A 21881-nucleotide genomic window follows, 5' to 3' on the forward strand; every position below is an offset into this window, starting at 1 on the left:
CTCAGGAGAACCCCGCTGACCCGGCGGCGTGTTTGCCGTTGTTCCGTGTCAGTGGTGGCGCATTATAGGGAGTTATTCCGGCCTGACAAGAGGAAATTTAAAATAATTTTCCGACCGCGCATTTTTTATTCTTTATGCTTATTTCAGCGTCGATTTGTCGGTTAAATGGGCGATTTCTCGGGCGAAATTCGCCACCTGCTCCCAATCGGTATAGACAACTTCTTTACGCGTATCCGTTTCACCGCCTGACATCTTCATAATTAGCTTGATCATAAAACGGTCGTACCAGCGGTAACGTGGATAACGCAGCGCCCCGGCAATGACGGCACAGCGATCGGGACGCCATTGTGAACTCATCAGAAACTTCCGCGCGTAGCTGTTGGTCTGTGGAGTACGCTTCTCCGGTTTACGCGCCACCAGGTTTACGGAGTAAAAGGCGCTCGGCATCGAATTCAGCCGCGTCGCATGCTTTTTGACAAACTCCTGGAACGCAGAGTGGTAGTGACCATAGCGAATAGAAGCACCAATGACCACACGGTCATAGTTTTCCCATTGTGGTTCTTCAATGCGGTGCACATTGGCGACATCCGCCTGGATCCCCAGTTCTTTCAGTTCCGAAGCCAGGTAGGAGGCAATCTCGCGCGTTTGTCCGTCCCTTGTTGAGAAAAGAATTAATGTTTTCACGTATTACTCCATCATTCACGCCAGAAAGTCGGGGTAAAGAGCACCAGCAATGTAAAGACCTCGAGACGACCAAACAGCATGTTGGCAATCAGGATCCATTTAGCCACCGGGTTCATACTGGTAAAGTTATCAGCAACCACGCCAAGCCCTGGCCCCAGGTTATTCAATGTCGCAACAACTGAGGCAAAGGCAGAAAAGTCATCCACGCCCGTGGCGATAATCGCCAGCATACTGACAATAAACACCAATGCATAGGCGGAGAAAAATCCCCAAACGGCTTCGAGGATACGTTCCGGCAGTGCGCGATTCCCCAGCTTAATGCTATAGACGGCGTTCGGATGCACCAGTCGTTTCAGCTCACGGTTCCCCTGCTTAAACAGCAGCAGGATGCGGATCACTTTCAGGCCACCGCCCGTTGACCCGGCACAACCGCCGATAAAAGCTGAACATAAAAGCAGTACCGGTAAAAAGAGCGGCCAGCGAGCAATGCTGTCAGTCGTAAACCCGGCGGTTGTCGCCATCGACACCACCTGGAAAAACGCCTGGTTAATTGTCATCAGCGCCGAACTGTAGACATTATGAAACCACAGTACGAGGGTACAAATAACCACCAGCGTAAACTGTACGCCGATAAACATGCGAAATTCCGGATCGCGCCAATAAACCTTCAGACTACGCCCACTTAACAGCGAAAAGTGCAGACCGTAGTTACAGCCGGAGATCAGCAGGAAGATAGCAATGATAGTGTTAATAGTCGGGCTGTCGAAATAACCGATACTGGCATCATGTGTCGAGAAGCCGCCAATAGCGATAGTCGCAAAGCTATGGCCGATGGCATCAAAGGCATCCATTCCGGCAAACCACAACGCCAGCGCACAGGCGACGGTCAGCAAGACATAAATCAACCACAGGGTTTTCGCCGTTTCCGCAATTCGCGGGCGCATTTTGTTATCTTTCAGCGGGCCGGGCATTTCTGCGCGATAGAGCTGCATCCCACCCACGCCGAGGATAGGCAGTATCGCAACCGCCAACACGATGATCCCCATCCCGCCAAACCATTGCAGCATCTGGCGATAAAATAGGATGGCGTGAGGGAGCGAATCCAGCCCCACCAGCGTAGTGGCCCCCGTGGTGGTCAGGCCAGAGAAAGATTCAAAAAACGCATCGGTAATCGTGAGGTTCGGGCTTTCCGAGAAGATAAAAGGGAGCGCACCGACACTACCCAGCACGGTCCAGAACAGCACCACTATCAGAAACCCCTCACGGGATTTCAGTTCGCCCTTCTCTTTACGGTTCGGCCACCACAGCATAGAGCCAATGGCGAGGGCGACAAAAAAGGTCTGGGTAAAAGCGCGGCCCGCTCCATCCCGGTAGATGAGTGCTACCAGCCCAGGGATAATCATGGTCCCTGAAAATAAGATGACCAGTAGTCCAACGATTCGGGTAATGGCGCGAAAATGCATCTCTGCCGCTTCCTTAGTTCTGCAAAACGAAGTGGGGATTATTCTTCAATCGCTAACAATTGCAATGAACCACGGCTAAAATCCGCCAGTTTTGCGGAAAATTCAGCCACTTTCGCCGCCGGAAGCGCCACCCGCAGCAGAACGAATGCCTGATAATCACTGTTGATAATTTTGCCGTCACACTGCCCCAGCAACGCTTCAATGCCGGTTAACTGACTATATTCACATTGCAAAGTATATTCGGTTAATGGCGTCTTGCGTTGGGTCGTTAGCTGGCGCAGCGCCTGATTCACTCCGCCGCCATACGCTTTCACTAACCCACCGGTACCAAGCAATATGCCGCCGTAGTAGCGCACCACCACAGCGGTAATTTCCCCGACGCCGCTGCCCATTAGTTGGGCGAGCATCGGTTTACCGGCCGTTCCCGCCGGTTCCCCGTCGTCAGAGAAACCGAGCTGTTGAGAATCATCCGGCGCACCCGCCACCCACGCCACGCAATGGTGGCGGGCATCGGGGTGTTCTGCCCGCACCGATTCAACAAACGCTTTCGCCGCCTCAACGCCATCGGTATGCGCCAACATCGTTATGAAGCGGCTCTTTTTGATCTCTTCAACGACCGTGACTGGTGCCGCAGGAATTAACCAGCTTTCCATCACGCCAGTTTCAGATCCCGGGTCATGTTTTCCACGTTGTTTTCGTGGATCACCACGTTGTCTTCGATACGAATGCCGCCGAACGGTTTCAGTGCTTCAATTTTCTGCCAGTTAAAGTGTTTACTGAACTGCCCTTCACGCCACGGTGCCAGTAGCGATTCGATGAAGTAGATACCCGGCTCGATGGTTAACACCATGCCCGGCTGGAGAATACGGGTGCAGCGCAGGTACGGATATTTTGCCGGTGCCGCGAGGTGTGTACCGCTATCATCCTGCATAAAACCGGCGACGTCATGCACCTGCAGGCCCAGCGGATGACCGATACCGTGCGGCATAAACGGTCCGGTGAGATCGTTTTCGACCATCGCTTCTTCACTCATATCGGTGATGATTTGATGTTTACGCAGCAGTTTGGCGATGCGCTGATGGAACTGGATGTGGTAATCCACATAGCTGACGCCTGCTTTCATGGTGGCGATCAGCGCCAGTTGTTCATCATTTACGTCTTTCACCAGCTGTGCGTAGTCGTTATCGCTTTTTGCCGACCAGGTACGGGTCAGGTCAGCCGCATAGCCGTTATATTCGGCCCCGGCATCCAGCAGGAAGCTGCGCATCTCTTCCGGTGCCTGGTGGTCCAGTTTGGTGTAATGCAACACCGCAGCGTGTTCGTTAAGCGCCACAATGTTGCTGTAAGGTACGTCGGTATCACGATGACCGGTCGCGGTCAGATAGGCAATATTGATATCGAACTCGCTCATGCCAGAACGGAACGCTTCTTCTGCCGCGCGATGACCGTTGACCGCCATTTTCTGCGCTTCACGCATACAGGCCAGTTCGTACTCGGTTTTGAAGGAGCGGTAGTAATGCAGGTAGTCGATCACCCCTTTCGGGTTGATATTGCTGGCCTCAATACCCAGTTGCAGCGCACGCTCCGGCACCGGACCGATATAACCGATATTCCCGCGCGCAGCAGGCAGCAGGCTACCAATGCCATCGGCTTTCGGCAGCGCGATCACTTCTACATCTTCAGTCCAGAAGGAGGTCGGCAGCGGTTCGACGTTGTGCCAGTAATCAACCGGCAGATAAAACCACAGTTTCGGCTTGTTCACGCCATCCACCAACAGCCAGCAGTTTGGCACCTGAGTTACCGGCACCCACGCTTTGAATTGCGGATTCACTTTAAACGGATAGGGATGATCGTCGAGAAAAACGTTGAACAGTTCGCCGGAGTGAATAAGTAACGCATCCAGCTTGAAGCGCGCCAGCGCATCGCGAGTCCGTTCTTGTAAGGTAGCTATATGATTTTTATAGAGTGAGGCCAGTGATTCCATTTTTTACCCTTCTGTTTTTTTGACCTTAAGTCTCCGCATCTTAGCACATCGTTCATCCAGAGCGTGATTTCTGCCGAGCGTGATCAGATCGGCATTTCTTTAATCTTTTATTTGCATATTTTTAACACAAAATACACACTTCGATGCATCTGGTACGACCAGATCACCTTGCGGATTCAGGAGACTGACATGCTTTACAAAGGCGACACCCTGTACCTTGACTGGCTGGAAGATGGCATTGCCGAACTGGTATTTGATGCCCCAGGTTCAGTTAATAAACTCGACACTGCGACCGTCGCCAGCCTCGGCGAGGCCATCGGCGTGCTGGAACAGCAATCAGATCTAAAAGGGCTGCTGCTGCGTTCGAACAAAGCAGCCTTTATCGTCGGTGCTGATATCACCGAATTTTTGTCCCTGTTCCTCGTTCCTGAAGAACAGTTAAGTCAGTGGCTGCACTTTGCCAATAGCGTGTTTAATCGCCTGGAAGATCTCCCGGTGCCGACCATTGCTGCCGTCAACGGCTATGCGCTGGGCGGTGGCTGCGAATGCGTGCTGGCGACCGATTATCGTCTGGCGACGCCGGATCTGCGCATCGGTCTGCCGGAAACCAAACTGGGCATCATGCCGGGCTTTGGCGGTTCTGTACGTATGCCACGTATGCTGGGCGCTGACAGTGCGCTGGAAATCATTGCCGCCGGTAAAGATGTCGGCGCGGATCAGGCGCTGAAAATCGGTCTGGTGGATGGTGTAGTCAAAGCAGAAAAACTGATTGAAGGGGCGATGGCGATTTTACGCCAGGCCATTAACGGCGACCTCGACTGGAAAGCGAAACGTCAGCCGAAGCTGGAACCGCTAAAACTGAGCAAGATTGAAGCCATCATGAGCTTCACCATCGCTAAAGGGATGGTCGCACAAACGGCGGGGAAACATTATCCGGCCCCCATCACCGCAGTAAAAACCATTGAAGCTGCGGCCCGTTTTGGTCGTGAAGAAGCCCTAAACCTGGAAAACAAAAGTTTTGTCCCGCTGGCGCATACCAACGAAGCTCGCGCATTGGTCGGCATATTCCTTAACGATCAATATGTAAAAGGCAAAGCGAAGAAACTCACCAAAGACGTTGAAACGCCGAAACGGGCCGCTGTGCTGGGCGCAGGCATTATGGGCGGCGGCATCGCTTACCAGTCTGCGTGGAAAGGTGTGCCGGTTATCATGAAAGATATCAACGACAAGTCGTTAACCCTCGGCATGACTGAAGCCGCGAAACTGCTGAACAAGCAGCTTGAGCGCGGCAAGATCGATGGTCTGAAACTGGCTGGCGTGATCTCCACAATCCACCCAACGCTCGACTACGCCGGATTTGACCGCGTGGATGTTGTGGTAGAAGCGGTTGTCGAAAACCCGAAAGTGAAAAAAGCCGTGCTGGCAGAAACCGAGCAAAAAGTACGCCCGGATACCGTGCTGGCGTCTAACACTTCAACCATTCCTATCAGCGAGCTGGCCAACGCGCTGGAACGTCCGGAAAACTTCTGCGGAATGCACTTTTTTAACCCGGTACACCGGATGCCGTTGGTAGAAATTATTCGCGGCGAGAAAAGCTCCGACGAAACCATCGCGAAAGTCGTCGCCTGGGCGAGCAAGATGGGCAAAACGCCGATTGTGGTTAACGACTGCCCCGGATTCTTCGTTAACCGCGTGCTGTTCCCCTACTTCGCGGGTTTCAGCCAGCTGCTGCGCGACGGCGCGGATTTCCGCAAGATCGACAAAGTGATGGAAAAACAGTTTGGCTGGCCTATGGGTCCGGCATATCTGCTGGACGTTGTGGGCATTGACACCGCGCATCATGCCCAGGCTGTCATGGCAGCAGGCTTCCCGCAGCGGATGCAGAAAGATTACCGCGATGCCATCGACGCGCTGTTTGATGCCAACCGCTTTGGTCAGAAGAACGGCCTCGGTTTCTGGCGTTATAAAGAAGACAGCAAAGGTAAGCCGAAGAAAGAAGAAGACGCCGCTGTTGACGACCTGCTGGCAGAAGTGAGCCAGCCGAAGCGCGATTTCAGCGAAGAAGAGATTATCGCCCGCATGATGATCCCGATGGTCAACGAAGTGGTGCGCTGTCTGGAAGAAGGCATTATCGCCACTCCGGCAGAAGCGGATATGGCGCTGGTCTACGGCCTGGGCTTCCCTCCGTTCCACGGTGGCGCGTTCCGCTGGCTGGACACCCTCGGTAGCGCAAAATACCTCGATATGGCACAGCAATATCAGCACCTCGGCCCGCTGTATGAAGTGCCGGAAGGTCTGCGTAATAAAGCGCGTCATAACGAACCGTACTATCCCCCGGTTGAGCCAGCCCGTCCGGTTGGCGACCTGAAAACGGCTTAAGGAGTCACAATGGAACAGGTTGTCATTGTCGATGCAATTCGCACCCCGATGGGCCGTTCGAAGGGCGGTGCTTTTCGTCAAGTGCGTGCAGAAGATCTCTCCGCTCATTTAATGCGTAGCCTGCTGGCGCGTAACCCGACGCTGGAAGCGGCGGCCCTCGACGATATTTACTGGGGTTGTGTGCAGCAGACGCTGGAGCAGGGTTTTAATATCGCCCGTAACGCGGCGCTGCTGGCAGAAGTACCACACTCTGTCCCGGCGGTTACCGTCAATCGCTTGTGTGGTTCATCCATGCAGGCACTGCATGATGCAGCACGAATGATCATGACCGGCGATGCGCAGGCATGTCTGGTTGGCGGCGTGGAGCATATGGGCCATGTGCCGATGAGTCACGGCGTCGATTTTCACCCCGGCCTGAGCCGCAATGTCGCCAAAGCGGCGGGCATGATGGGCTTAACGGCAGAAATGCTGGCGCGTATGCACGGTATCAACCGTGAAATGCAGGATGCCTTTGCCGCGCGGTCACACGCCCGCGCCTGGGCTGCCACGCAGTCGGGTGCATTTAAAAATGAAATTATCCCGACCGGTGGTCACGATGCCGACGGCGTCCTGAAGCAGTTTAATTACGACGAAGTGATTCGCCCGGAAACCACCGTGGAAGCCCTCGCCACGCTGCGTCCGGCGTTTGATCCCGTCAGCGGTACGGTAACGGCGGGTACATCTTCTGCGCTTTCCGATGGCGCAGCTGCCATGCTGGTGATGAGTGAAAGCCGCGCCCATGAATTAGGTCTTAAGCCGCGCGCCCGCGTGCGTTCGATGGCGGTCGTTGGTTGTGACCCATCGATTATGGGTTACGGCCCGGTTCCGGCCTCGAAGCTGGCACTGAAAAAAGCGGGGCTTTCTGTCAGTGATATCGGCGTGTTTGAAATGAATGAAGCCTTTGCCGCGCAGATCCTGCCATGTATTAAAGATCTGGGACTGATTGAGCAGATTGACGAGAAGATCAACCTCAACGGTGGCGCGATCGCGCTGGGTCATCCGCTGGGTTGTTCCGGTGCGCGTATCAGCACCACGCTGCTGAATCTGATGGAGCGCAAAGATGCCCAGTTTGGTCTAGCGACGATGTGTATCGGTCTGGGTCAGGGTATTGCGACGGTGTTTGAGCGGATTTAACCACTTGCCGAATGCGGCGTGAACGCCTTATCCGGTCTACCGATCCGGCACCAATGTAGGCCTGATAAGACGCGCCAGCGTCGCATCAGGCATCGTGTGCCGAATGCCGGATGCGACATAGATCTAAATGCCACTGTATAAAGTTTTAGTTGCCGTTCTTCCCGCCTGTCAGGGGCGGGTTTTTTATATCTCAGATAAATGCAAACGCATCGCCAAACAGGCGATCTTCCCGCGCATTACGCTCACTGCAAAACAGGTCACGGGCAATTTTCGCCATCTCAAAACGTCCGGCAATATAGATATCATGCTCTGCCAGCGTACCATGATCCTGCAATACCGCCGTTAACACGGTGCCAGTACGCCCACGCCAGCCCGCTTCCGGTTGTTCAACCACCGGCACCACTTGCAAACCTGGATGCTTAAGCGAAAGCGCCTCAAGCTCGGAGAGATCATAAAGATGCTGCTCTTCACGCCCGCCCCAGTAAATGGTGATATCACGGTTTGGGTTACGCGCCAGCGCCGTCAGCAAAATCGAGCGCGCATAAGAGAACCCGGTGCCGCCCGCGATGAGAATCATTGGACGTTCTTCATCATCGCGCAGCCATGCCTCACCGTGCGGAATATCGACCACGATTTGATGATCTTTAAGAATGCGGTCCATGACTGCTTTCGCGTAAAGGTTGATTTCAGAAGCGCCAATATGCAGCTCGATAAACCCTTTTTCATCCGGCGTCGAGGCCATTGAGAACGGACGTTTGTCGCGCTCATCCATCACTACCATCAAATACTGACCAGCACGAAAAGAAAAGGCCGCGTCTGGCACGATGCGGACACGATATACGGTATCCGTGATAGCTTCTACCGAGGTCACTTTACAGCTTAAGGTTGTCATGCGCTTTCTCTGTCGGATCGATAAATAGGGCAAAACAAACGCGCATCAGGCGCTTTTACCGTTGTTAAAAATAGCCAGTTCATCCCAGATGGCGTCAATATGCGCGACAACATCTGGATCTTTTTTGATGGGACGTCCCCATTCACGCTGGGTTTCCCCCGGCCATTTATTCGTGGCATCCAGCCCCATTTTTGAACCCAGCCCGGAGACAGGCGAGGCAAAATCCAGATAATCAATAGGCGTATTTTCTACCAGAACAGTATCCCGCGCCGGGTCCATACGGGTAGTAATCGCCCAAATCACATCGTTCCAGTCGCGTGCGTTGACGTCATCATCGCAAACGATCACAAATTTAGTGTACATAAACTGGCGTAAGAACGACCAGACGCCCATCATGACGCGCTTCGCGTGTCCGGCGTACTGTTTTTTGATTGTCACTACCGCCAGGCGATAAGAGCAGCCTTCCGGCGGCAGGTAAAAATCGACAATTTCCGGGAACTGTTTTTGCAGAATCGGCACAAACACTTCGTTCAGTGCGACACCCAGCACCGCAGGTTCATCCGGCGGACGCCCGGTATAGGTGGAATGATAAATCGCATCTTCACGCTGGGTAATATGCGTCACAGTAAATACCGGGAAACTATCGACTTCGTTATAGTAACCGGTGTGGTCGCCATACGGCCCTTCCGGCGCAGTTTCGCCTTGTTCGATATACCCTTCCAGCACAATCTCCGCACTGGCGGGCACTTCGAGATCATTGGAAATACACTTTACTACTTCGGTTTTGGTGCCGCGCAGCAATCCGGCAAACGCATACTCTGAAAGCGTATCCGGAACGGGGGTGACTGCACCGAGAATCGTGGCGGGATCGGCACCCAGCGCCACAGAAACCGGGAAACGTTCGCCCGGATGCGCCGCACACCACTCCTGGAAATCCAGCGCGCCGCCGCGATGCGACAACCAGCGCATAATCAGTTTATTTTTACCAATCAACTGTTGACGATAAATACCCAGATTCTGCCGCTCTTTATGCGGGCCACGCGTCACGGTCAACCCCCAGGTAATCAGCGGCGCGGCGTCTTCCGGCCAGCAGGTCATAATGGGGATACGGTGAAGATCGACGTCATCGCCGGAGATAATTTTTTGCTGACACGGCGCACCACGCAGTCGCTTTGTCGGCATGTTCAATACTTGCTTGAACTGCGGCAGTTTATCAAACAGGTCGCGAAAACCTTTTGGCGGTTCAGGTTCCTTGAGAAAGGCTAATAATTTACCGACTTCACGCAGCGCAGAAACATCTTCCTGCCCCATGCCCATCGCCACGCGCTTTGGCGTACCGAACAGGTTGCACAGCACCGGCATTGAGTAGCCTTTAGGGTTTTCGAACAACAGCGCAGGCCCACCGGCACGCAAAGTGCGGTCAGCAATTTCAGTGATTTCCAGATGCGGATCCACCGGGAGCGTGATACGTTTTAGCTCACCCTGCTGTTCAAGCAGCGTCAGGAAGTCGCGTAAATCGTTATATTTCATGGCGTCCATTGTAGCCTCTTAATCTGCGCCCATTATACGGCGTTCATCTTTGCGATGCTGTAAATTTGTTAAATTAGCGTGAACTCTGACGGTATAACGCAAACCGGGGAATATAATTAACTTAGCGTAAAGCTTTTGCTATCCTTGCGCCCCGATTAAACGGATAAGAGTCATTATGCAATCCTGGTATTTACTGTACTGCAAGCGCGGGCAACTTCAACGTGCCCAGGAACACCTCGAAAGACAGGCTGTGAATTGCCTGGCACCGATGATCACCCTGGAAAAAATGGTGCGTGGCAAACGTACTGCAGTCAGTGAACCATTGTTCCCCAACTACCTGTTTGTGGAATTTGATCCAGAAGTGATTCATACCACGACTATCAACGCGACCCGCGGTGTCAGCCACTTCGTGCGCTTTGGCGCATCGCCAGCGATAGTCCCATCGGCGGTGATTCATCAGCTATCGGTATATAAACCGAAAGACATTGTCGATCCGGCAACCCCTTATCCGGGTGATAAGGTGATTATTACCGAAGGCGCGTTCGAAGGTTTTCAGGCCATTTTCACCGAACCCGACGGCGAGGCTCGCTCCATGCTGTTACTTAATCTTATCAATAAAGAGATTAAGCACAGTGTGAAGAACACCGAGTTCCGCAAACTCTAAAACGCAATCCCAAACAGTGTCTTAACATTGGCATCCGTGATGGCAGCCAGCCATGCGGCATCTTCTCCACGCCAGTGCGCAATTCGTTGCAAAATATGGGGCAGATGGGCTGGCTCGTTGCGCCGGGATGATGGCTTTGGCGTGAGATCGCGAGGGAACAGATACGGCGCATCAGTCTCGATCAGCAATTTTTCCGCCGGAATCAACGGCAAAAGTTCCCGCAGCTCCAGTCCGCGTCGTTCATCGCAAACCCAACCGGTAATGCCGATATAAATTCCATGCGCCACGCACGCCTGCATCTCTTCGCGTGTGCCGGTAAAGCAATGAAGAACCGCACCAGGCAGTTTATCCAGCCACGGCTCCAGCAATGTCATAAACCGCTCGTGGGCATCGCGACAGTGCATAAATACCGGCATGTTTAATTCTGCGGCAATGCGTAGCTGGGCAACAAAAGCGCGTTCCTGCTCTTCCGGCGTCGAAAAGTTGCGGTTAAAGTCGAGACCACATTCACCAATCGCCACCACTTCTGGCTGCGCGGCCAGCTCAATAATCGCTTCTTCAGTCGCAGCTTGCCACTGGCTGCTGTCGTGAGGATGTACGCCCGCCGTTGACCAACAGGATGAATACTGACGCGCCAGCTTTTGCGCCTGCTGGCTTTCACGCAGGTTAGTACCGGTGATGAGTAGCCCATTAACTCCCGCGTCAAGAGCGCGTGCTACAACATCATCACGGTCTTTCGCAAATTGCGAACTGGTCAAATTAACGCCGATATCAAACATCCTGTACTCCATATGACAACCGCCCTGACGGGCGGTTGAATTTATTCTTCAGTTTTTTCGCTTTCTGCTTCAGCGTCGTTTTCCTCTTCCCGATTTCGCCCTTTACCAACGTAAAAGCGTGAGAAGAAGACACCGATTTCAAACAGACAGTACATCGGGATCGCCAACAGCGTTTGCGAGAAGACATCCGGCGGTGTCAGCAGCATCCCGACAACGAATGCACCAACCAGCACATACGGGCGTTTTTTGCGTAAGTCTTCTGGCGAGGTAATCCCCATCCAGCACAGCAGCACTATTGCCACAGGCACTTCAAAGGAGACACCAAACGCCATAAACAACGCCATAACGAAGCTTAAATAACTGGCGATGTCGGTGGATACCTGTACCCCTTCCGGCGCGGTATTGGCAAGGAAGCCAAATGCCAGCGGAAAGACCACAAAGTAGGCGAACGCCATGCCGATATAAAACAACAGAGAGCTGGAAACCAGCAGCGGCACCACCAGGCGACGTTCATGCTTATACAGCGCTGGGGCGATAAACGCCCACACCTGATAGAGAATCACCGGCGCTGACAGAATCAGCGACACCATAAAGGTCAGCTTGATCGGCGTAAAGAACGGCGAGGCCACGTCGGTGGCGATCATCGTTGAACCTTGCGGCAACTGCTTGATCAATGGCGCGGATACCAGGTGATAGATGTCATTGGCGAAATAGACCAGACACAGGAATATCACGATCACCGCGATAATGCAGTTCAGCAGACGCTTACGCAGCTCAATCAGATGCGTGATAAGCGGTTGAGTATCTTCTACAGACATGTTTACGGTTTATCACTCGACGAAGGGGAAGGTGCAGCGGTTTTCGGTTCAGCGTCCGCAGCAGGTTTTACCACCGGCTCTGGCGTGGTTTCTGGCTTCTGTTCCGGCGAACTGGCCTGCGTTTGTGCAGCAGCAGGCGTTACGCCTTCATGCGCAGCTTCATTGTCTTTCACCACCGGGTTGTGGATGGTGTGCGCTTCATCGCTCGCCTTTTCAGGATCGTTTGCAACGTAGGAACGCTTCATCGACTCCGCGGCCTGGCGTAGTTCATCCATCGACGCTTTCAGTTCGGGCGTCAGGTTAGTGAGGCTCGCCTTTTCAACCTTTTTCAGACTGTCCTGAAACTCCTGGAGTTTTAACTCCTGGGTCAGTTCGTTCTGCACCGTTGTCGCCAGTGAACGCAACGCGCGAATCCAGCCCGCGACCGTTTTTACCGCCACAGGCAGTCGTTGCGGCCCCAGAACAACGAGGCCGATGATGAACACCAATAGCAGTTCGCTAAAACCGATATCAAACACGGATTACACCTGCTCTTTATCGTGGCGCTTCGCGTCTTCTGTTTTAGCCTGTTCCTGATTCGTATCCGCCTGCTTATCGGCGATAGTTTTCGCAGTAAAATCAGCATCCTGACTGGTTTTATCCTGCTTTGGTTCATCATCGCTCATTGCTTTTTTAAAGCCTTTGATCGACGCACCAAGATCGGAACCGATGGAGCCGAGCTTTTTGGTGCCAAAAAGCAGTACAACGATGACGGCAATAATCAATAACTGCCAAATACTGATACCACCCATACATGTTCCTCTGTGGTAGATGATGATTAAACAAGGCCGCATTATACGTTACACGGCCCGCCTTGAGCGATGAAAAAATCAGCGTGTTTTGCGCCAACCGACAAACCAGGCGATCAGACCACCTGCCATTAACCAGCCGGGCATCAGCCCCCATTCAGGTCGGCTGACCAACAAGAATGTGCCACTTAATACTAACGTAGCGCCAATTCCGAGAAAATAACGCGATTGTCCCTGACGTACATGATTTGACTGAAGCTCGCGGGCAATCTTATCAACACTGTGCTGTAAATACTTGCCCTGGCGCAAACTGTCGTAAACCAGTTCAGGCAGTTCTGGCATTTTTTCGACCCAGAACGGCGCTTTTTCTTTAAATGCTCTCACCAGCGCAGGAATACCGACCTGATCTTTAATCCACGACTCCAGGAAAGGCTTCGCCGTTTTCCATAAATCGAGTTGCGGATAAAGCTGGCGTCCTACCCCTTCGACGTAGAGCAGGGTTTTCTGGAGTAACACCAGTTGCGGCTGCACTTCCATATTGAAGCGACGCGCCGTATTAAACAGATTTAACAGTACATGTCCAAACGAAATTTCGGCCAGCGGTTTCTCAAAGATAGGTTCACAGACCGTACGAATGGCAAATTCGAACTCTTCAACGTTGGTATCTGGTGGCACCCAGCCAGAATCGACGTGTAGCTCTGCCACTTTGCGATAGTCGCGATTAAAGAAGGCGATAAAGTTTTCTGCCAGATAGCGTTTATCTTCTTTGTTTAGCGAGCCAACAATCCCGCAATCAATGCCGATATATTTCGGGTTTTCCGGGTGTTCATAGCTTACGAAGATGTTGCCAGGGTGCATATCGGCATGGAAAAAGCTGTCGCGAAAGACCTGAGTGAAGAACACCTGCACGCCGCGTTCCGCCAGCAATTTCATGTTAGTGCCGTTTTTCTCCAGCGCTGCAACATCAGACACCGGAATGCCGTAAATGCGCTCCATCACCATCATCCCTTCACTACAATAGTCAGGGTAAACTTCCGGGATGTAGAGCATCGGGCTGTCTTCAAAATTGCGCCGAAGCTGAATGGCGTTGGCAGATTCCCGCAGCAAATTCAGTTCATCAATCAAGGTCTTTTCGTACTCGCGCACCACTTCGGTTGGGCGCAGACGGCGACCATCCGGCAGCAAACGCGGCACCCAGCGAGCCAGACGGTAGATAAGTTTCAGATCCGCTTTAATAACCGGCAAAATATCCGGGCGGATGACTTTAATCACCACCTCTTTACCATTCGATTTCAATCGCGCGGTATGAACCTGGGCGATAGAAGCAGAAGCCAGCGGCTTGATTTCAAAATCGTCAAACCACGCTTCTACCGGCAAGCCGCCCATTGCAGCTTCAATCTGCTGCTTCGCCAGCTTGCCATCAAACGGAGCGACTTTGTCCTGCAATAACGCCAGCTGATCGGCAATATGCGGCGGAAAAAGATCGCGGCGGGTTGATAACATTTGCCCGAACTTGATCCATACCGGCCCCAGTTCTTGCAGGGCCAGTCGTAGTCGCTCACCTAAAGGTTTGTCTTTATGCCGATTTGGCATCCAGAATAATGAGTATCGCCATAGCCGTAGTGGCAGGGTGATACGCATTTTGGGGATCAGTTCATCAAGTCCGTAGCTTAAAAAAGTGCGAATGATGAAATATAGGCGCCGTACTTCACCTGGCGTCATTTAGCCTCCAGTTTTTCCAGCCGTTTGGTCAGGGCATCAACAGCACGCTCGACGGCAGCCGTCTCTTCCGCAAACCAGGCCACTTCAAGCGGACCAGGTGCCATACGCCACTCTTCAGTAATGGCTTCTGCCACATAACGTTGCTGGCGCTTAATGCCGTGATGCAGGAACTTTGCGCCTCCGCGCATGGCTTTGCTGATACCTTCAGCGGCGATATCACCGGTATAAGGGGCCAGCAGTTCCGCAGGGTCGAACTCTGCCAGATCTGCCAGCGCAACGAAGTTTTGCACCACCTGAATATCGCCCTGTACTTCCAGCTCACCACTGCGAATCAGTGCGGCAAGCTGCTGGCGATCGCGAAGTTTCGGCAACACGCTGGCGTAGGCGATAACGGTGCAGTCAGCATCGCCTGCCCATTCGCCCAGTACATCAACCTGGCGTTCGCTGAACACCAGAATCAATGATGTCGAAAAGCCTTTTACCTCCACGCGCAGCACTTTGCCCAACAGACGCGAGCGGGCCGTTTTCAGCGCGGGTGAGCGATACAGGAAGGTGTTGAGCAGACTTTCAATTCCTGCCGTCACTAAAGGTTTAAAAGGCATTTCCGGTCTCCTGTCAGAACTTATAACCACGATGCAGCGCCACAACCCCTGCCGTCAGATTGTAGTAGTCGACACTTTCGAATCCGGCATCCTGCATCATGGCTTTCAGGGTATCCTGATCGGGATGCATACGGATGGATTCTGCCAGATAACGGTAGCTGTCGGCGTCGTTCGCGACCAATGAGCCAATACGCGGCAGCACATGGAAGGAGTATGCATCATAGGCTTTGCTCAGCGGCTCGATAATTGGCTTCGAGAACTCAAGCACCAGCAGGCGGCCGCCGGGTTTCAGCACGCGATACATTGAACGCAGTGCTTTATCTTTGTCGGTGACGTTACGCAGACCAAACGAAATAGTGATGCAATCAAAGGTGTTATCCGGGAACGGCAGCGCCTCAGCGTTCGCCTGAACATACTCAACGTTGCCAATCACACCGATATTACGCAGCTTCTCGCGGCCCATTTTGAGCATGGATTCATTGATATCAGCAAGGACCACTTTGCCAGTTTCTCCGACCAGGCGGGAGAATTTCGCTGTCAGGTCGCCGGTGCCACCAGCCAGATCCAGCACGGTCTGCCCACGGCGTACGCCGCTGCAATCAATCGTGAATCGCTTCCACAAACGATGAATACCAAATGACATCAAATCATTCATGACATCGTATTTTGATGCCACGGAATGGAAAACGTGGGCGACCATATCCGCTTTTTGTTCCTTCGCGACGGTCTGAAAACCAAAGTGCGTCGTTTCTTGTGACTTATCCACCATCTCAATGCCTGCTCATCAAAAAATTGTTCCAGAAGTGTAACAGATTGGGCGTCGATGCCCTAGATTTCTACCCGGCTTAACTACCCCCAATGGGCTAGCGCGACTGCTGATTATATTCATCATCGCGTTGATAAGCTTCATCATTCGGCTGCTCCGGAACCGACCGCAGTCGATACTCTTCATCCTGGCTCACCGCTTGTTCAGCCAAATCCGGATTAATCTCGCGTTTAATTTCTACCCCTAAACCGCGAAACGCTTCTGCCTGCGCCAGCACATTTCCGCGACCTGAAGAGAGTTTTTTCATTGCCTGGCGATAGTTATCCTGCGCTTTGTCGAGACTTTGACCAATCGCTGACATGTCATCGACGAACAAACGCATCTTGTCGTACAGCTTGCTGGCGCGATCGGCTATTTTCTGGGCGTTACGACTTTGATGCTCATAGCGCCAGAGGTTGGCGATAGTGCGCAGCGCCACCAGCAGCGTGGTCGGGCTAACCAGCATGATATTGTTTTTCAACGCTTCGGTGATCAGCTCCGGCTGGCGGTCAAGCGCCAGTAAAAAAGCGGGTTCAACGGGAATAAACATCAGCACGTAATCCAGGGTTCGCAGCCCCGGCAGCTGTTGATAATCTTTGCGTCCCAGCAAACGGATATGGTTACGCACCGACGCGATATGTTCCTGTAGCGCGCTTTCGCGGGTGTAGTCATCTTCGGCGTTGAAATAGCGTTCATAGGCGACCAGCGTCATTTTGGCGTCGATCACCACATCTTTTCCCTGCGGCAACCGCACGATGACATCCGGCTGCATCCGCGAGCGGGCGTCATTTTCGATGCTGACCTGGGTTTCATATTCATACCCTTCACGCAGACCGGAAGCCTCCAGCACCCGCGTCAATACTACCTCGCCCCAGTTGCCCTGGGTTTTATTGTCGCCTTTCAGCGCGCGCGTCAGGTTGATCGCTTCCTGGGCCATTTGCGCGTTGAGCTGCTGGAGATTGCGAATTTCGTGGGTCAGGGTATGGCGTTCTTGTGCTTCTTTACCAAAGCTGTCCTGAACCTGACGGCGGAAACCGTCCAGTTGTTCACGTAGCGGCGACAACAGGCTGTTCAGACTCTGACGGTTTTGCTCATCAACCCGGCGATTGCTGTGCTCAAAAATACGGTTGGCGAGGTTTTCAAACTGCTCACTGAGGCGCTGCTCGCTGTTAATCATCTGGCGAATTTTATCGTCAGCATGTTGCTGTGCGGCTTCCATCCGCGTGGTTACTTCACGCAGATCGGCCTCCAGAGAGGTGTTAATACTTTGCAGGCTGCGCACTTCGTTATTGAGTAACTCGCACTCAGCGCGCCAGTGCTCGCTTTGGGTAATTTGTTGTTTTGCCGCGCTTAACTCCGCGACCATCTCTTCACGTTCAGCTAATTGCTCGGCTTTTTGCTGCGCATGTTGATAACTGGCAAACAGCCAGCCAATTGCCACACCCACCAACGCAATAACTGCGTAAACCATGATTGAGAAATCCACAACGCCTCCTGACGCAACAACTTACCCGCACAAAATAGAATTGTGCTGTACAAACGTCCAGTTGGAAAGGCATTTCCTGCGAGGCGCTACGCAAAAATACAAAAGGCCGAACGCGTCGGCCTTCAGACAGGAGAAGAGGATTACAGCAGACGACGCGCCGCTTCCACCACGATTTTCACCGCTTGGCTTTCAGTTTGTTTCATCGTCTCAGCATTCGGGATCTCTTGCTGGGTGCGGTTAACGATAACACCCGCTACCATACCGGCACGTAGGCCCTGACTTGCACACATGGTCAGCAGGGTTGCAGATTCCATTTCATAGTTCATTACGCCCATCGCCTGCCACTCTTCCATAGAACCTTTAAAGTGACGAACTACGCGACCAGAGTAAGTATCGTAACGTTCCTGACCTGGGTAGAAGGTATCAGAAGAAGCCGTCACGCCAACGTGAGTCGTCGCGCCGATGGATTTCGCAGCCTCAACCAGCGCAGTCGTACATTCGAAATCAGCGACAGCCGGGAATTCCAGCGGTGCGAAGTGCAGGCTCGCGCCATCCAGACGAACAGACGCCGTGGTAACCAGGACATCACCCACATTAATATGCGGCTGAATAGCGCCCGTTGTACCGATACGCAGGAAGGTGCGAATGCCCAGCTGTGCCAGCTCTTCAACAGCAATAGAGGTAGACGGGCCGCCGATACCGGTAGAGCAGACGATAACAGGTTTACCATCCAGCTCTGCACGCCAGGTGGTGAATTCGCGGTGAGATGCCAGCTTAACCGGCTTATCCATCAGCGCGGCGATCTTTTCCACACGATCCGGGTCGCCAGGGACGATGGCAAGCGTAGCCCCTTGTAAATCGTTTTTAGTGAGGCCGAGATGAAAAACATCAGACTTGGACATATACAACTCCTCTGTGAATCGGTTTAGTCAGAAGAAGCAAAAAGACACTTTACCGAAGGGTTTAACATTTTTTCGTGATACTCATCACCATGACGCAAATGCGTTGCATAAATTTACCCACCAAAAGTGATGCAAATCACATAAATCACTCTTCATTCTGCAGGACTGCATAAAAGATGAGCCGATTCAGGCAATGTGATTTGTTGCATGCTGACTATAGTTAACATTGCGCAACATTTTTATAAGGGTACGGAGAATACCATGGCAACAACACAACAATCTGGATTTGCACCTGCTGCATCGCCTCTAGCTTCGACCATCGTTCAGACCCTGGACGACGCGATTGTGGCGGGCTTCACCTCTATCCCTTCACAAGGGGATAACATGCCTGCTTACCATGCCAGACCAAAGCAAAGCGATGGCCCACTGCCAGTGGTCATTGTAGTGCAGGAAATTTTTGGCGTGCATGAACATATCCGCGACATTTGTCGCCGTCTGGCGCTGGAGGGGTATCTGGCTATCGCACCTGAACTTTACTTCCGCGAAGGCGATCCGAATGATTTTGCCGATATCCCCACGTTACTTAGCGGTCTGGTAGCAAAAGTGCCTGACTCGCAGGTGCTGGCCGATCTCGATCATGTCGCCAGTTGGGCTTCCCGCAACGGCGGCGATGTTCATCGTTTAATGATCACCGGATTCTGCTGGGGTGGACGTATCACCTGGCTGTATGCTGCGCATAACCCGCAACTGAAAGCGGCGGTGGCATGGTACGGCAAACTGACAGGCGATAAGTCGCTGAATTCACCGAAACAACCTGTTGATATCGCAACCGATCTTAACGCGCCGGTTCTCGGCTTATATGGTGGTCAGGATAACAGCATTCCGCAGGAGAGCGTTGAAACCATGCGCCAGGCGCTGCGGGCTGCTAATGCGAAAGCAGAGATTATCGTCTACCCGGATGCCGGGCATGCATTCAACGCCGATTATCGCCCGAGCTATCATGCCGAATCTGCGAAAGATGGCTGGCAGCGTATGCTGGAGTGGTTTAAGCAGTATGGTGGGAAGCGGAATTAGTTTCCTCTTAGTCTATATTTGAGATGGTGAGTGAACGAGTGCGTTTTGCTGCCATCTCTGTCCCCCAAAAAATAATCAGTATGAATTGATTGGAGAGCACGACTCCGCTATTTGACCTTAAGAAAGTCGGCAAGTAATAGTCATAAGTGAGTCTCTTCACTGGCAGACACCTTAGAGATTTACCATCAACTCCCATTCTCAAACAAACATTAATTATTATCAACACATTCACATTAATTATAAATTATCTCAGACCTTCCTGATAAAAAGATATTAAAGTGAAACATTTTGTTTTTCACATTTTAGTTCATCCCTTTTAGGCGTAAATAAAGGTAAAAAATAACAATACTATTTTTCTTTCACAAAAGAATTAACAAAAGGTTTTTCAAGGATGAGTGATATTATTTACCTGAACATAACCGGAGAACAACAAGGATGTATTTCCTCTCGTTGTGGAACGAGCGCATCAATAGGTAATCGCTGGCAGATTGGCCATGAAGATGAAATCTTCGCGTTCTCGCTCTCTAATAGTATTACGAATACAGGCAAAGGGTCACAATTGCATGGCCTTAGTTTCTGTAAATTGATTGACAAAAGCTCCCCGTTACTTATTAACGCTATTAACAATAACGAGCAGTTGTTCATGGAGTTTGACTTCTATCGGATCAATAGATTTGGTCGATGGGAGAAATATTACAACATTCAACTTCGCGGCGCGCTCTTATCAGCAATCAATCACCTGTTTACTGAGAACAATCTGGATACAGAAACCATCACTGTCAGTTATGAATATATACTCTCCAGGCATCTGATTGCTAATACTGAATTTAGTTATTTGGCATTTCCCGATAACTACAACCGTCTGTTTATACCACGGCCAAAAACTAAAGATGATAATGGCCTCAAAACACTCAATAGTAAAGCGGTTGGCAGACTGCTTGCTGCTGGCGGCATATACAATGGGAATATCGAAGGATTCAGGGAAACAGCAAACAAGTTGGGAGGAGATGCACCTGCTGGTTACGATCAAGTTATGGATAACAAAGGGTTACTCATCGCTGGTGCTTCAATAGTTGCTGGAGTTGTTCTGGGAAGAATGAGATTCCCTGATTTGGAATCACTTGAGCATTTCGGAGCCAGAGGAGCAGTATCAGGAAGACCATTTAATCCCGACCTTGCCGGTGGTCCAATTGAAAACCTGACGATAGATGGCGTAACAATCAACAGGGAAGGTATCGCTATTGTTGAAAAGCATATCTCCAGATTTGATCATGATCCAGCTAATGATGTAATGATTTCAAGGCTAAAGAAAATAGCAAATAAAGAATTGCTTCCTGAAAAATACGATCTGAACTACTATACTCATGAATGTCGCGAGTATCAGCGTTATTGTAATTTAGGATGGGAAACAGGTGAACCGAAAGGTTTAGATGGATATGAATTATGGAATAATGTACATACTGCAACTCTAGAAGACTTTAAAATTAAAGATACTGACTTATTTCATCCGGATGCAACAAAATGACGATTACGATAGTTGAATTTAACGTGCTGAAAGTTATGGCTGAGAAAGATATTGACTGGAGCTGGATGGTGCTGGATCGTACTTTAGCTATACGAAATATTCCAGGATTTGGCAACGTAGCGAATATCGTAACAAAGCTGGTTAATCATGGGTTGGTTGATATCGTAAATGGTGAGGGCAACTCTAGACCACGCTACAGAGTTTCTCAATATGGATTGAATCTTATCAAAGAACAACAAGACAACCTCTTCTGATCCAGCCATTACAGGAGCATGATTTACATTGTGATCTTTCAATAAGATACTCATCAATTTTGGTACAGAATATCGTGATCACTAAAAATGAACTTAACGTGCTGAACGTTATGACTGAGAAAGATATAAACTGGAACTGGATGAATCTCGATCGCACACTATCCATAAGGCAAATTCCAGGATTCGGGAATGTTGTTAACATTGTTAACAAATTAGCTAACGAAGGTTTGGTTATTATTGAGGATAGCGGGAATAAGTCTATGCCTCACTACCACGTTAGTGAAAAGGGATACAATCTCGTGCAACGTGAGAATAAATAACGTAGCGTTGATTACTGAACGGAATCACTCAAAACTG

The 21881-nt window shown here is 51.4% G+C and carries 22 protein-coding genes; 7 read left to right on the forward strand and 15 right to left on the reverse strand.

Annotated elements, in window-relative coordinates:
- Window positions 1-138: 138 nt before the first annotated feature.
- From hemG to pepQ, 4 genes are read right to left on the reverse strand one after another with little or no spacing between them, the layout of a single operon-like run.
- Window positions 139-684 (reverse strand): menaquinone-dependent protoporphyrinogen IX dehydrogenase, encoded by a 546-nt coding sequence (gene hemG, locus ACJHYD_RS20235; protein ID WP_000853964.1) that lies wholly within the window; start codon window positions 682-684, stop codon window positions 139-141.
- A gap of 11 nt (window positions 685-695) precedes the next feature.
- Window positions 696-2147, reverse strand: a complete 1452-nt coding sequence (gene trkH / locus ACJHYD_RS20240) for a Trk system potassium transporter TrkH (protein WP_000545677.1) — start codon at window positions 2145-2147, stop codon at window positions 696-698.
- Between the two features lie 38 nt (window positions 2148-2185).
- Window positions 2186-2800 carry an IMPACT family protein gene (locus tag ACJHYD_RS20245; protein ID WP_001296979.1) on the reverse strand — a complete coding sequence of 205 codons (615 nt, stop codon included), beginning with the start codon at window positions 2798-2800 and terminating at the stop codon, window positions 2186-2188.
- A complete protein-coding gene (gene pepQ, locus ACJHYD_RS20250) occupies window positions 2800-4131 on the reverse strand; it encodes a Xaa-Pro dipeptidase (RefSeq protein WP_000444561.1) in 1332 nt (443 codons plus the stop codon). Before pepQ ends, ACJHYD_RS20245 begins: the two co-directional genes overlap by 1 nt.
- 189 nt (window positions 4132-4320) lie before the next feature.
- On the opposite strand from pepQ, the gene fadB reads away from it, so the two are divergent.
- Window positions 4321-6510 carry a fatty acid oxidation complex subunit alpha FadB gene (gene fadB, locus ACJHYD_RS20255; RefSeq protein ID WP_001551990.1) on the forward strand — a complete coding sequence of 730 codons (2190 nt, stop codon included), beginning with the start codon at window positions 4321-4323 and terminating at the stop codon, window positions 6508-6510.
- A gap of 9 nt (window positions 6511-6519) precedes the next feature.
- On the forward strand, window positions 6520-7683 hold the full coding sequence (gene fadA / locus ACJHYD_RS20260) for an acetyl-CoA C-acyltransferase FadA (protein WP_001551989.1): 1164 nt from the start codon (window positions 6520-6522) through the stop codon (window positions 7681-7683).
- Window positions 7684-7873: 190 nt separating this feature from the next.
- On the opposite strand, the gene fre is transcribed toward fadA, so the two are convergent.
- Complete coding sequence (gene fre / locus ACJHYD_RS20265; protein WP_001306785.1) at window positions 7874-8575, reverse strand: NAD(P)H-flavin reductase; 702 nt, start codon at window positions 8573-8575, stop codon at window positions 7874-7876.
- A 45-nt stretch (window positions 8576-8620) separates the two neighbouring features.
- Entirely contained in the window at window positions 8621-10114 is a 1494-nt protein-coding gene (gene ubiD, locus ACJHYD_RS20270; protein ID WP_000339783.1) for a 4-hydroxy-3-polyprenylbenzoate decarboxylase, read from the reverse strand.
- 166 nt (window positions 10115-10280) lie between these two features.
- Between ubiD and rfaH the strand changes: the two genes are divergently transcribed.
- Window positions 10281-10769, forward strand: a complete 489-nt coding sequence (rfaH, locus tag ACJHYD_RS20275) for a transcription/translation regulatory transformer protein RfaH (protein WP_001192406.1) — start codon at window positions 10281-10283, stop codon at window positions 10767-10769.
- Here rfaH and tatD read toward each other — a convergent pair.
- From tatD to udp, 9 genes are all read right to left on the reverse strand, one after another.
- Window positions 10766-11548, reverse strand: a complete 783-nt coding sequence (gene tatD, locus ACJHYD_RS20280; protein ID WP_001551988.1) for a 3'-5' ssDNA/RNA exonuclease TatD — start codon at window positions 11546-11548, stop codon at window positions 10766-10768. The genes rfaH and tatD overlap by 4 nt on opposite strands.
- 41 nt (window positions 11549-11589) lie before the next feature.
- Window positions 11590-12366, reverse strand: coding sequence for a Sec-independent protein translocase subunit TatC (gene tatC, locus ACJHYD_RS20285; RefSeq protein ID WP_000109943.1), 777 nt, complete (start codon window positions 12364-12366; stop codon window positions 11590-11592).
- Between the two features lie 2 nt (window positions 12367-12368).
- Window positions 12369-12884, reverse strand: a complete 516-nt coding sequence (tatB, locus tag ACJHYD_RS20290) for a Sec-independent protein translocase protein TatB (protein WP_000459594.1) — start codon at window positions 12882-12884, stop codon at window positions 12369-12371.
- A gap of 3 nt (window positions 12885-12887) precedes the next feature.
- Complete coding sequence (tatA, locus tag ACJHYD_RS20295; protein ID WP_001295260.1) at window positions 12888-13157, reverse strand: Sec-independent protein translocase subunit TatA; 270 nt, start codon at window positions 13155-13157, stop codon at window positions 12888-12890.
- 78 nt (window positions 13158-13235) lie between these two features.
- Window positions 13236-14876 carry a ubiquinone biosynthesis regulatory protein kinase UbiB gene (ubiB, locus tag ACJHYD_RS20300; protein ID WP_000187543.1) on the reverse strand — a complete coding sequence of 547 codons (1641 nt, stop codon included), beginning with the start codon at window positions 14874-14876 and terminating at the stop codon, window positions 13236-13238.
- Window positions 14873-15478 (reverse strand): ubiquinone biosynthesis protein UbiJ, encoded by a 606-nt coding sequence (gene ubiJ, locus ACJHYD_RS20305; protein WP_001309097.1) that lies wholly within the window; start codon window positions 15476-15478, stop codon window positions 14873-14875. The genes ubiB and ubiJ overlap by 4 nt, the downstream gene beginning before the upstream one ends.
- Window positions 15479-15491: 13 nt before the next feature.
- Window positions 15492-16247 carry a bifunctional demethylmenaquinone methyltransferase/2-methoxy-6-polyprenyl-1,4-benzoquinol methylase UbiE gene (gene ubiE / locus ACJHYD_RS20310; protein ID WP_000227958.1) on the reverse strand — a complete coding sequence of 252 codons (756 nt, stop codon included), beginning with the start codon at window positions 16245-16247 and terminating at the stop codon, window positions 15492-15494.
- Between the two features lie 94 nt (window positions 16248-16341).
- Entirely contained in the window at window positions 16342-17769 is a 1428-nt protein-coding gene (gene rmuC, locus ACJHYD_RS20315) for a DNA recombination protein RmuC (RefSeq protein WP_000347712.1), read from the reverse strand.
- A 140-nt stretch (window positions 17770-17909) separates the two neighbouring features.
- The gene (udp, locus tag ACJHYD_RS20320; protein ID WP_000045180.1) at window positions 17910-18671 is read right to left on the reverse strand and encodes a uridine phosphorylase; all 762 of its coding nucleotides are present in this window, start codon (window positions 18669-18671) and stop codon (window positions 17910-17912) included.
- A 261-nt stretch (window positions 18672-18932) separates the two neighbouring features.
- On the opposite strand from udp, the gene ACJHYD_RS20325 reads away from it, so the two are divergent.
- The 4 genes from ACJHYD_RS20325 to ACJHYD_RS20340 all read left to right on the forward strand — a co-directional run bounded on the left by ACJHYD_RS20325 (window position 18933) and on the right by ACJHYD_RS20340 (window position 21844).
- Window positions 18933-19745: a dienelactone hydrolase family protein gene (locus ACJHYD_RS20325; protein WP_001551986.1), complete on the forward strand. Its 813-nt coding sequence runs from the start codon at window positions 18933-18935 to the stop codon at window positions 19743-19745.
- Between the two features lie 391 nt (window positions 19746-20136).
- Window positions 20137-21270, forward strand: a complete 1134-nt coding sequence (gene tssD, locus ACJHYD_RS20330; protein WP_001521777.1) for a type VI secretion system tube protein TssD — start codon at window positions 20137-20139, stop codon at window positions 21268-21270.
- Window positions 21267-21524 (forward strand): hypothetical protein, encoded by a 258-nt coding sequence (locus tag ACJHYD_RS20335; RefSeq protein ID WP_001521776.1) that lies wholly within the window; start codon window positions 21267-21269, stop codon window positions 21522-21524. The genes tssD and ACJHYD_RS20335 overlap by 4 nt, the downstream gene beginning before the upstream one ends.
- A 74-nt stretch (window positions 21525-21598) precedes the next feature.
- Window positions 21599-21844, forward strand: a complete 246-nt coding sequence (locus ACJHYD_RS20340; RefSeq protein ID WP_001445370.1) for a hypothetical protein — start codon at window positions 21599-21601, stop codon at window positions 21842-21844.
- Window positions 21845-21881 lie beyond the last annotated feature (37 nt).

Origin of the sequence: Escherichia sp. WS1368 (assembly GCF_046487485.1) — a bacterium.
Lineage (GTDB): Bacteria > Pseudomonadota > Gammaproteobacteria > Enterobacterales > Enterobacteriaceae > Escherichia > Escherichia coli.

Bases quoted from the DNA above. Each gene is read 5' to 3' on its own strand.
- trkH (WP_000545677.1), bottom strand. From the start codon at position 2,147: ATGCATTTTCGCGCCATTACCCGAATCGTTGGACTACTGGTCATCTTA.
- ACJHYD_RS20245 (WP_001296979.1), bottom strand. From the start codon at position 2,800: ATGGAAAGCTGGTTAATTCCTGCGGCACCAGTCACGGTCGTTGAAGAG.
- pepQ (WP_000444561.1), bottom strand. From the start codon at position 4,131: ATGGAATCACTGGCCTCACTCTATAAAAATCATATAGCTACCTTACAA.
- fadB (WP_001551990.1), top strand. From the start codon at position 4,321: ATGCTTTACAAAGGCGACACCCTGTACCTTGACTGGCTGGAAGATGGC.
- fadA (WP_001551989.1), top strand. From the start codon at position 6,520: ATGGAACAGGTTGTCATTGTCGATGCAATTCGCACCCCGATGGGCCGT.
- fre (WP_001306785.1), bottom strand. From the start codon at position 8,575: ATGACAACCTTAAGCTGTAAAGTGACCTCGGTAGAAGCTATCACGGAT.
- ubiD (WP_000339783.1), bottom strand. From the start codon at position 10,114: ATGGACGCCATGAAATATAACGATTTACGCGACTTCCTGACGCTGCTT.
- rfaH (WP_001192406.1), top strand. From the start codon at position 10,281: ATGCAATCCTGGTATTTACTGTACTGCAAGCGCGGGCAACTTCAACGT.
- tatD (WP_001551988.1), bottom strand. From the start codon at position 11,548: ATGTTTGATATCGGCGTTAATTTGACCAGTTCGCAATTTGCGAAAGAC.
- tatC (WP_000109943.1), bottom strand. From the start codon at position 12,366: ATGTCTGTAGAAGATACTCAACCGCTTATCACGCATCTGATTGAGCTG.
- tatA (WP_001295260.1), bottom strand. From the start codon at position 13,157: ATGGGTGGTATCAGTATTTGGCAGTTATTGATTATTGCCGTCATCGTT.
- ubiB (WP_000187543.1), bottom strand. From the start codon at position 14,876: ATGACGCCAGGTGAAGTACGGCGCCTATATTTCATCATTCGCACTTTT.
- ubiJ (WP_001309097.1), bottom strand. From the start codon at position 15,478: ATGCCTTTTAAACCTTTAGTGACGGCAGGAATTGAAAGTCTGCTCAAC.
- ubiE (WP_000227958.1), bottom strand. From the start codon at position 16,247: ATGGTGGATAAGTCACAAGAAACGACGCACTTTGGTTTTCAGACCGTC.
- udp (WP_000045180.1), bottom strand. From the start codon at position 18,671: ATGTCCAAGTCTGATGTTTTTCATCTCGGCCTCACTAAAAACGATTTA.
- ACJHYD_RS20325 (WP_001551986.1), top strand. From the start codon at position 18,933: ATGGCAACAACACAACAATCTGGATTTGCACCTGCTGCATCGCCTCTA.
- tssD (WP_001521777.1), top strand. From the start codon at position 20,137: ATGAGTGATATTATTTACCTGAACATAACCGGAGAACAACAAGGATGT.
- ACJHYD_RS20335 (WP_001521776.1), top strand. From the start codon at position 21,267: ATGACGATTACGATAGTTGAATTTAACGTGCTGAAAGTTATGGCTGAG.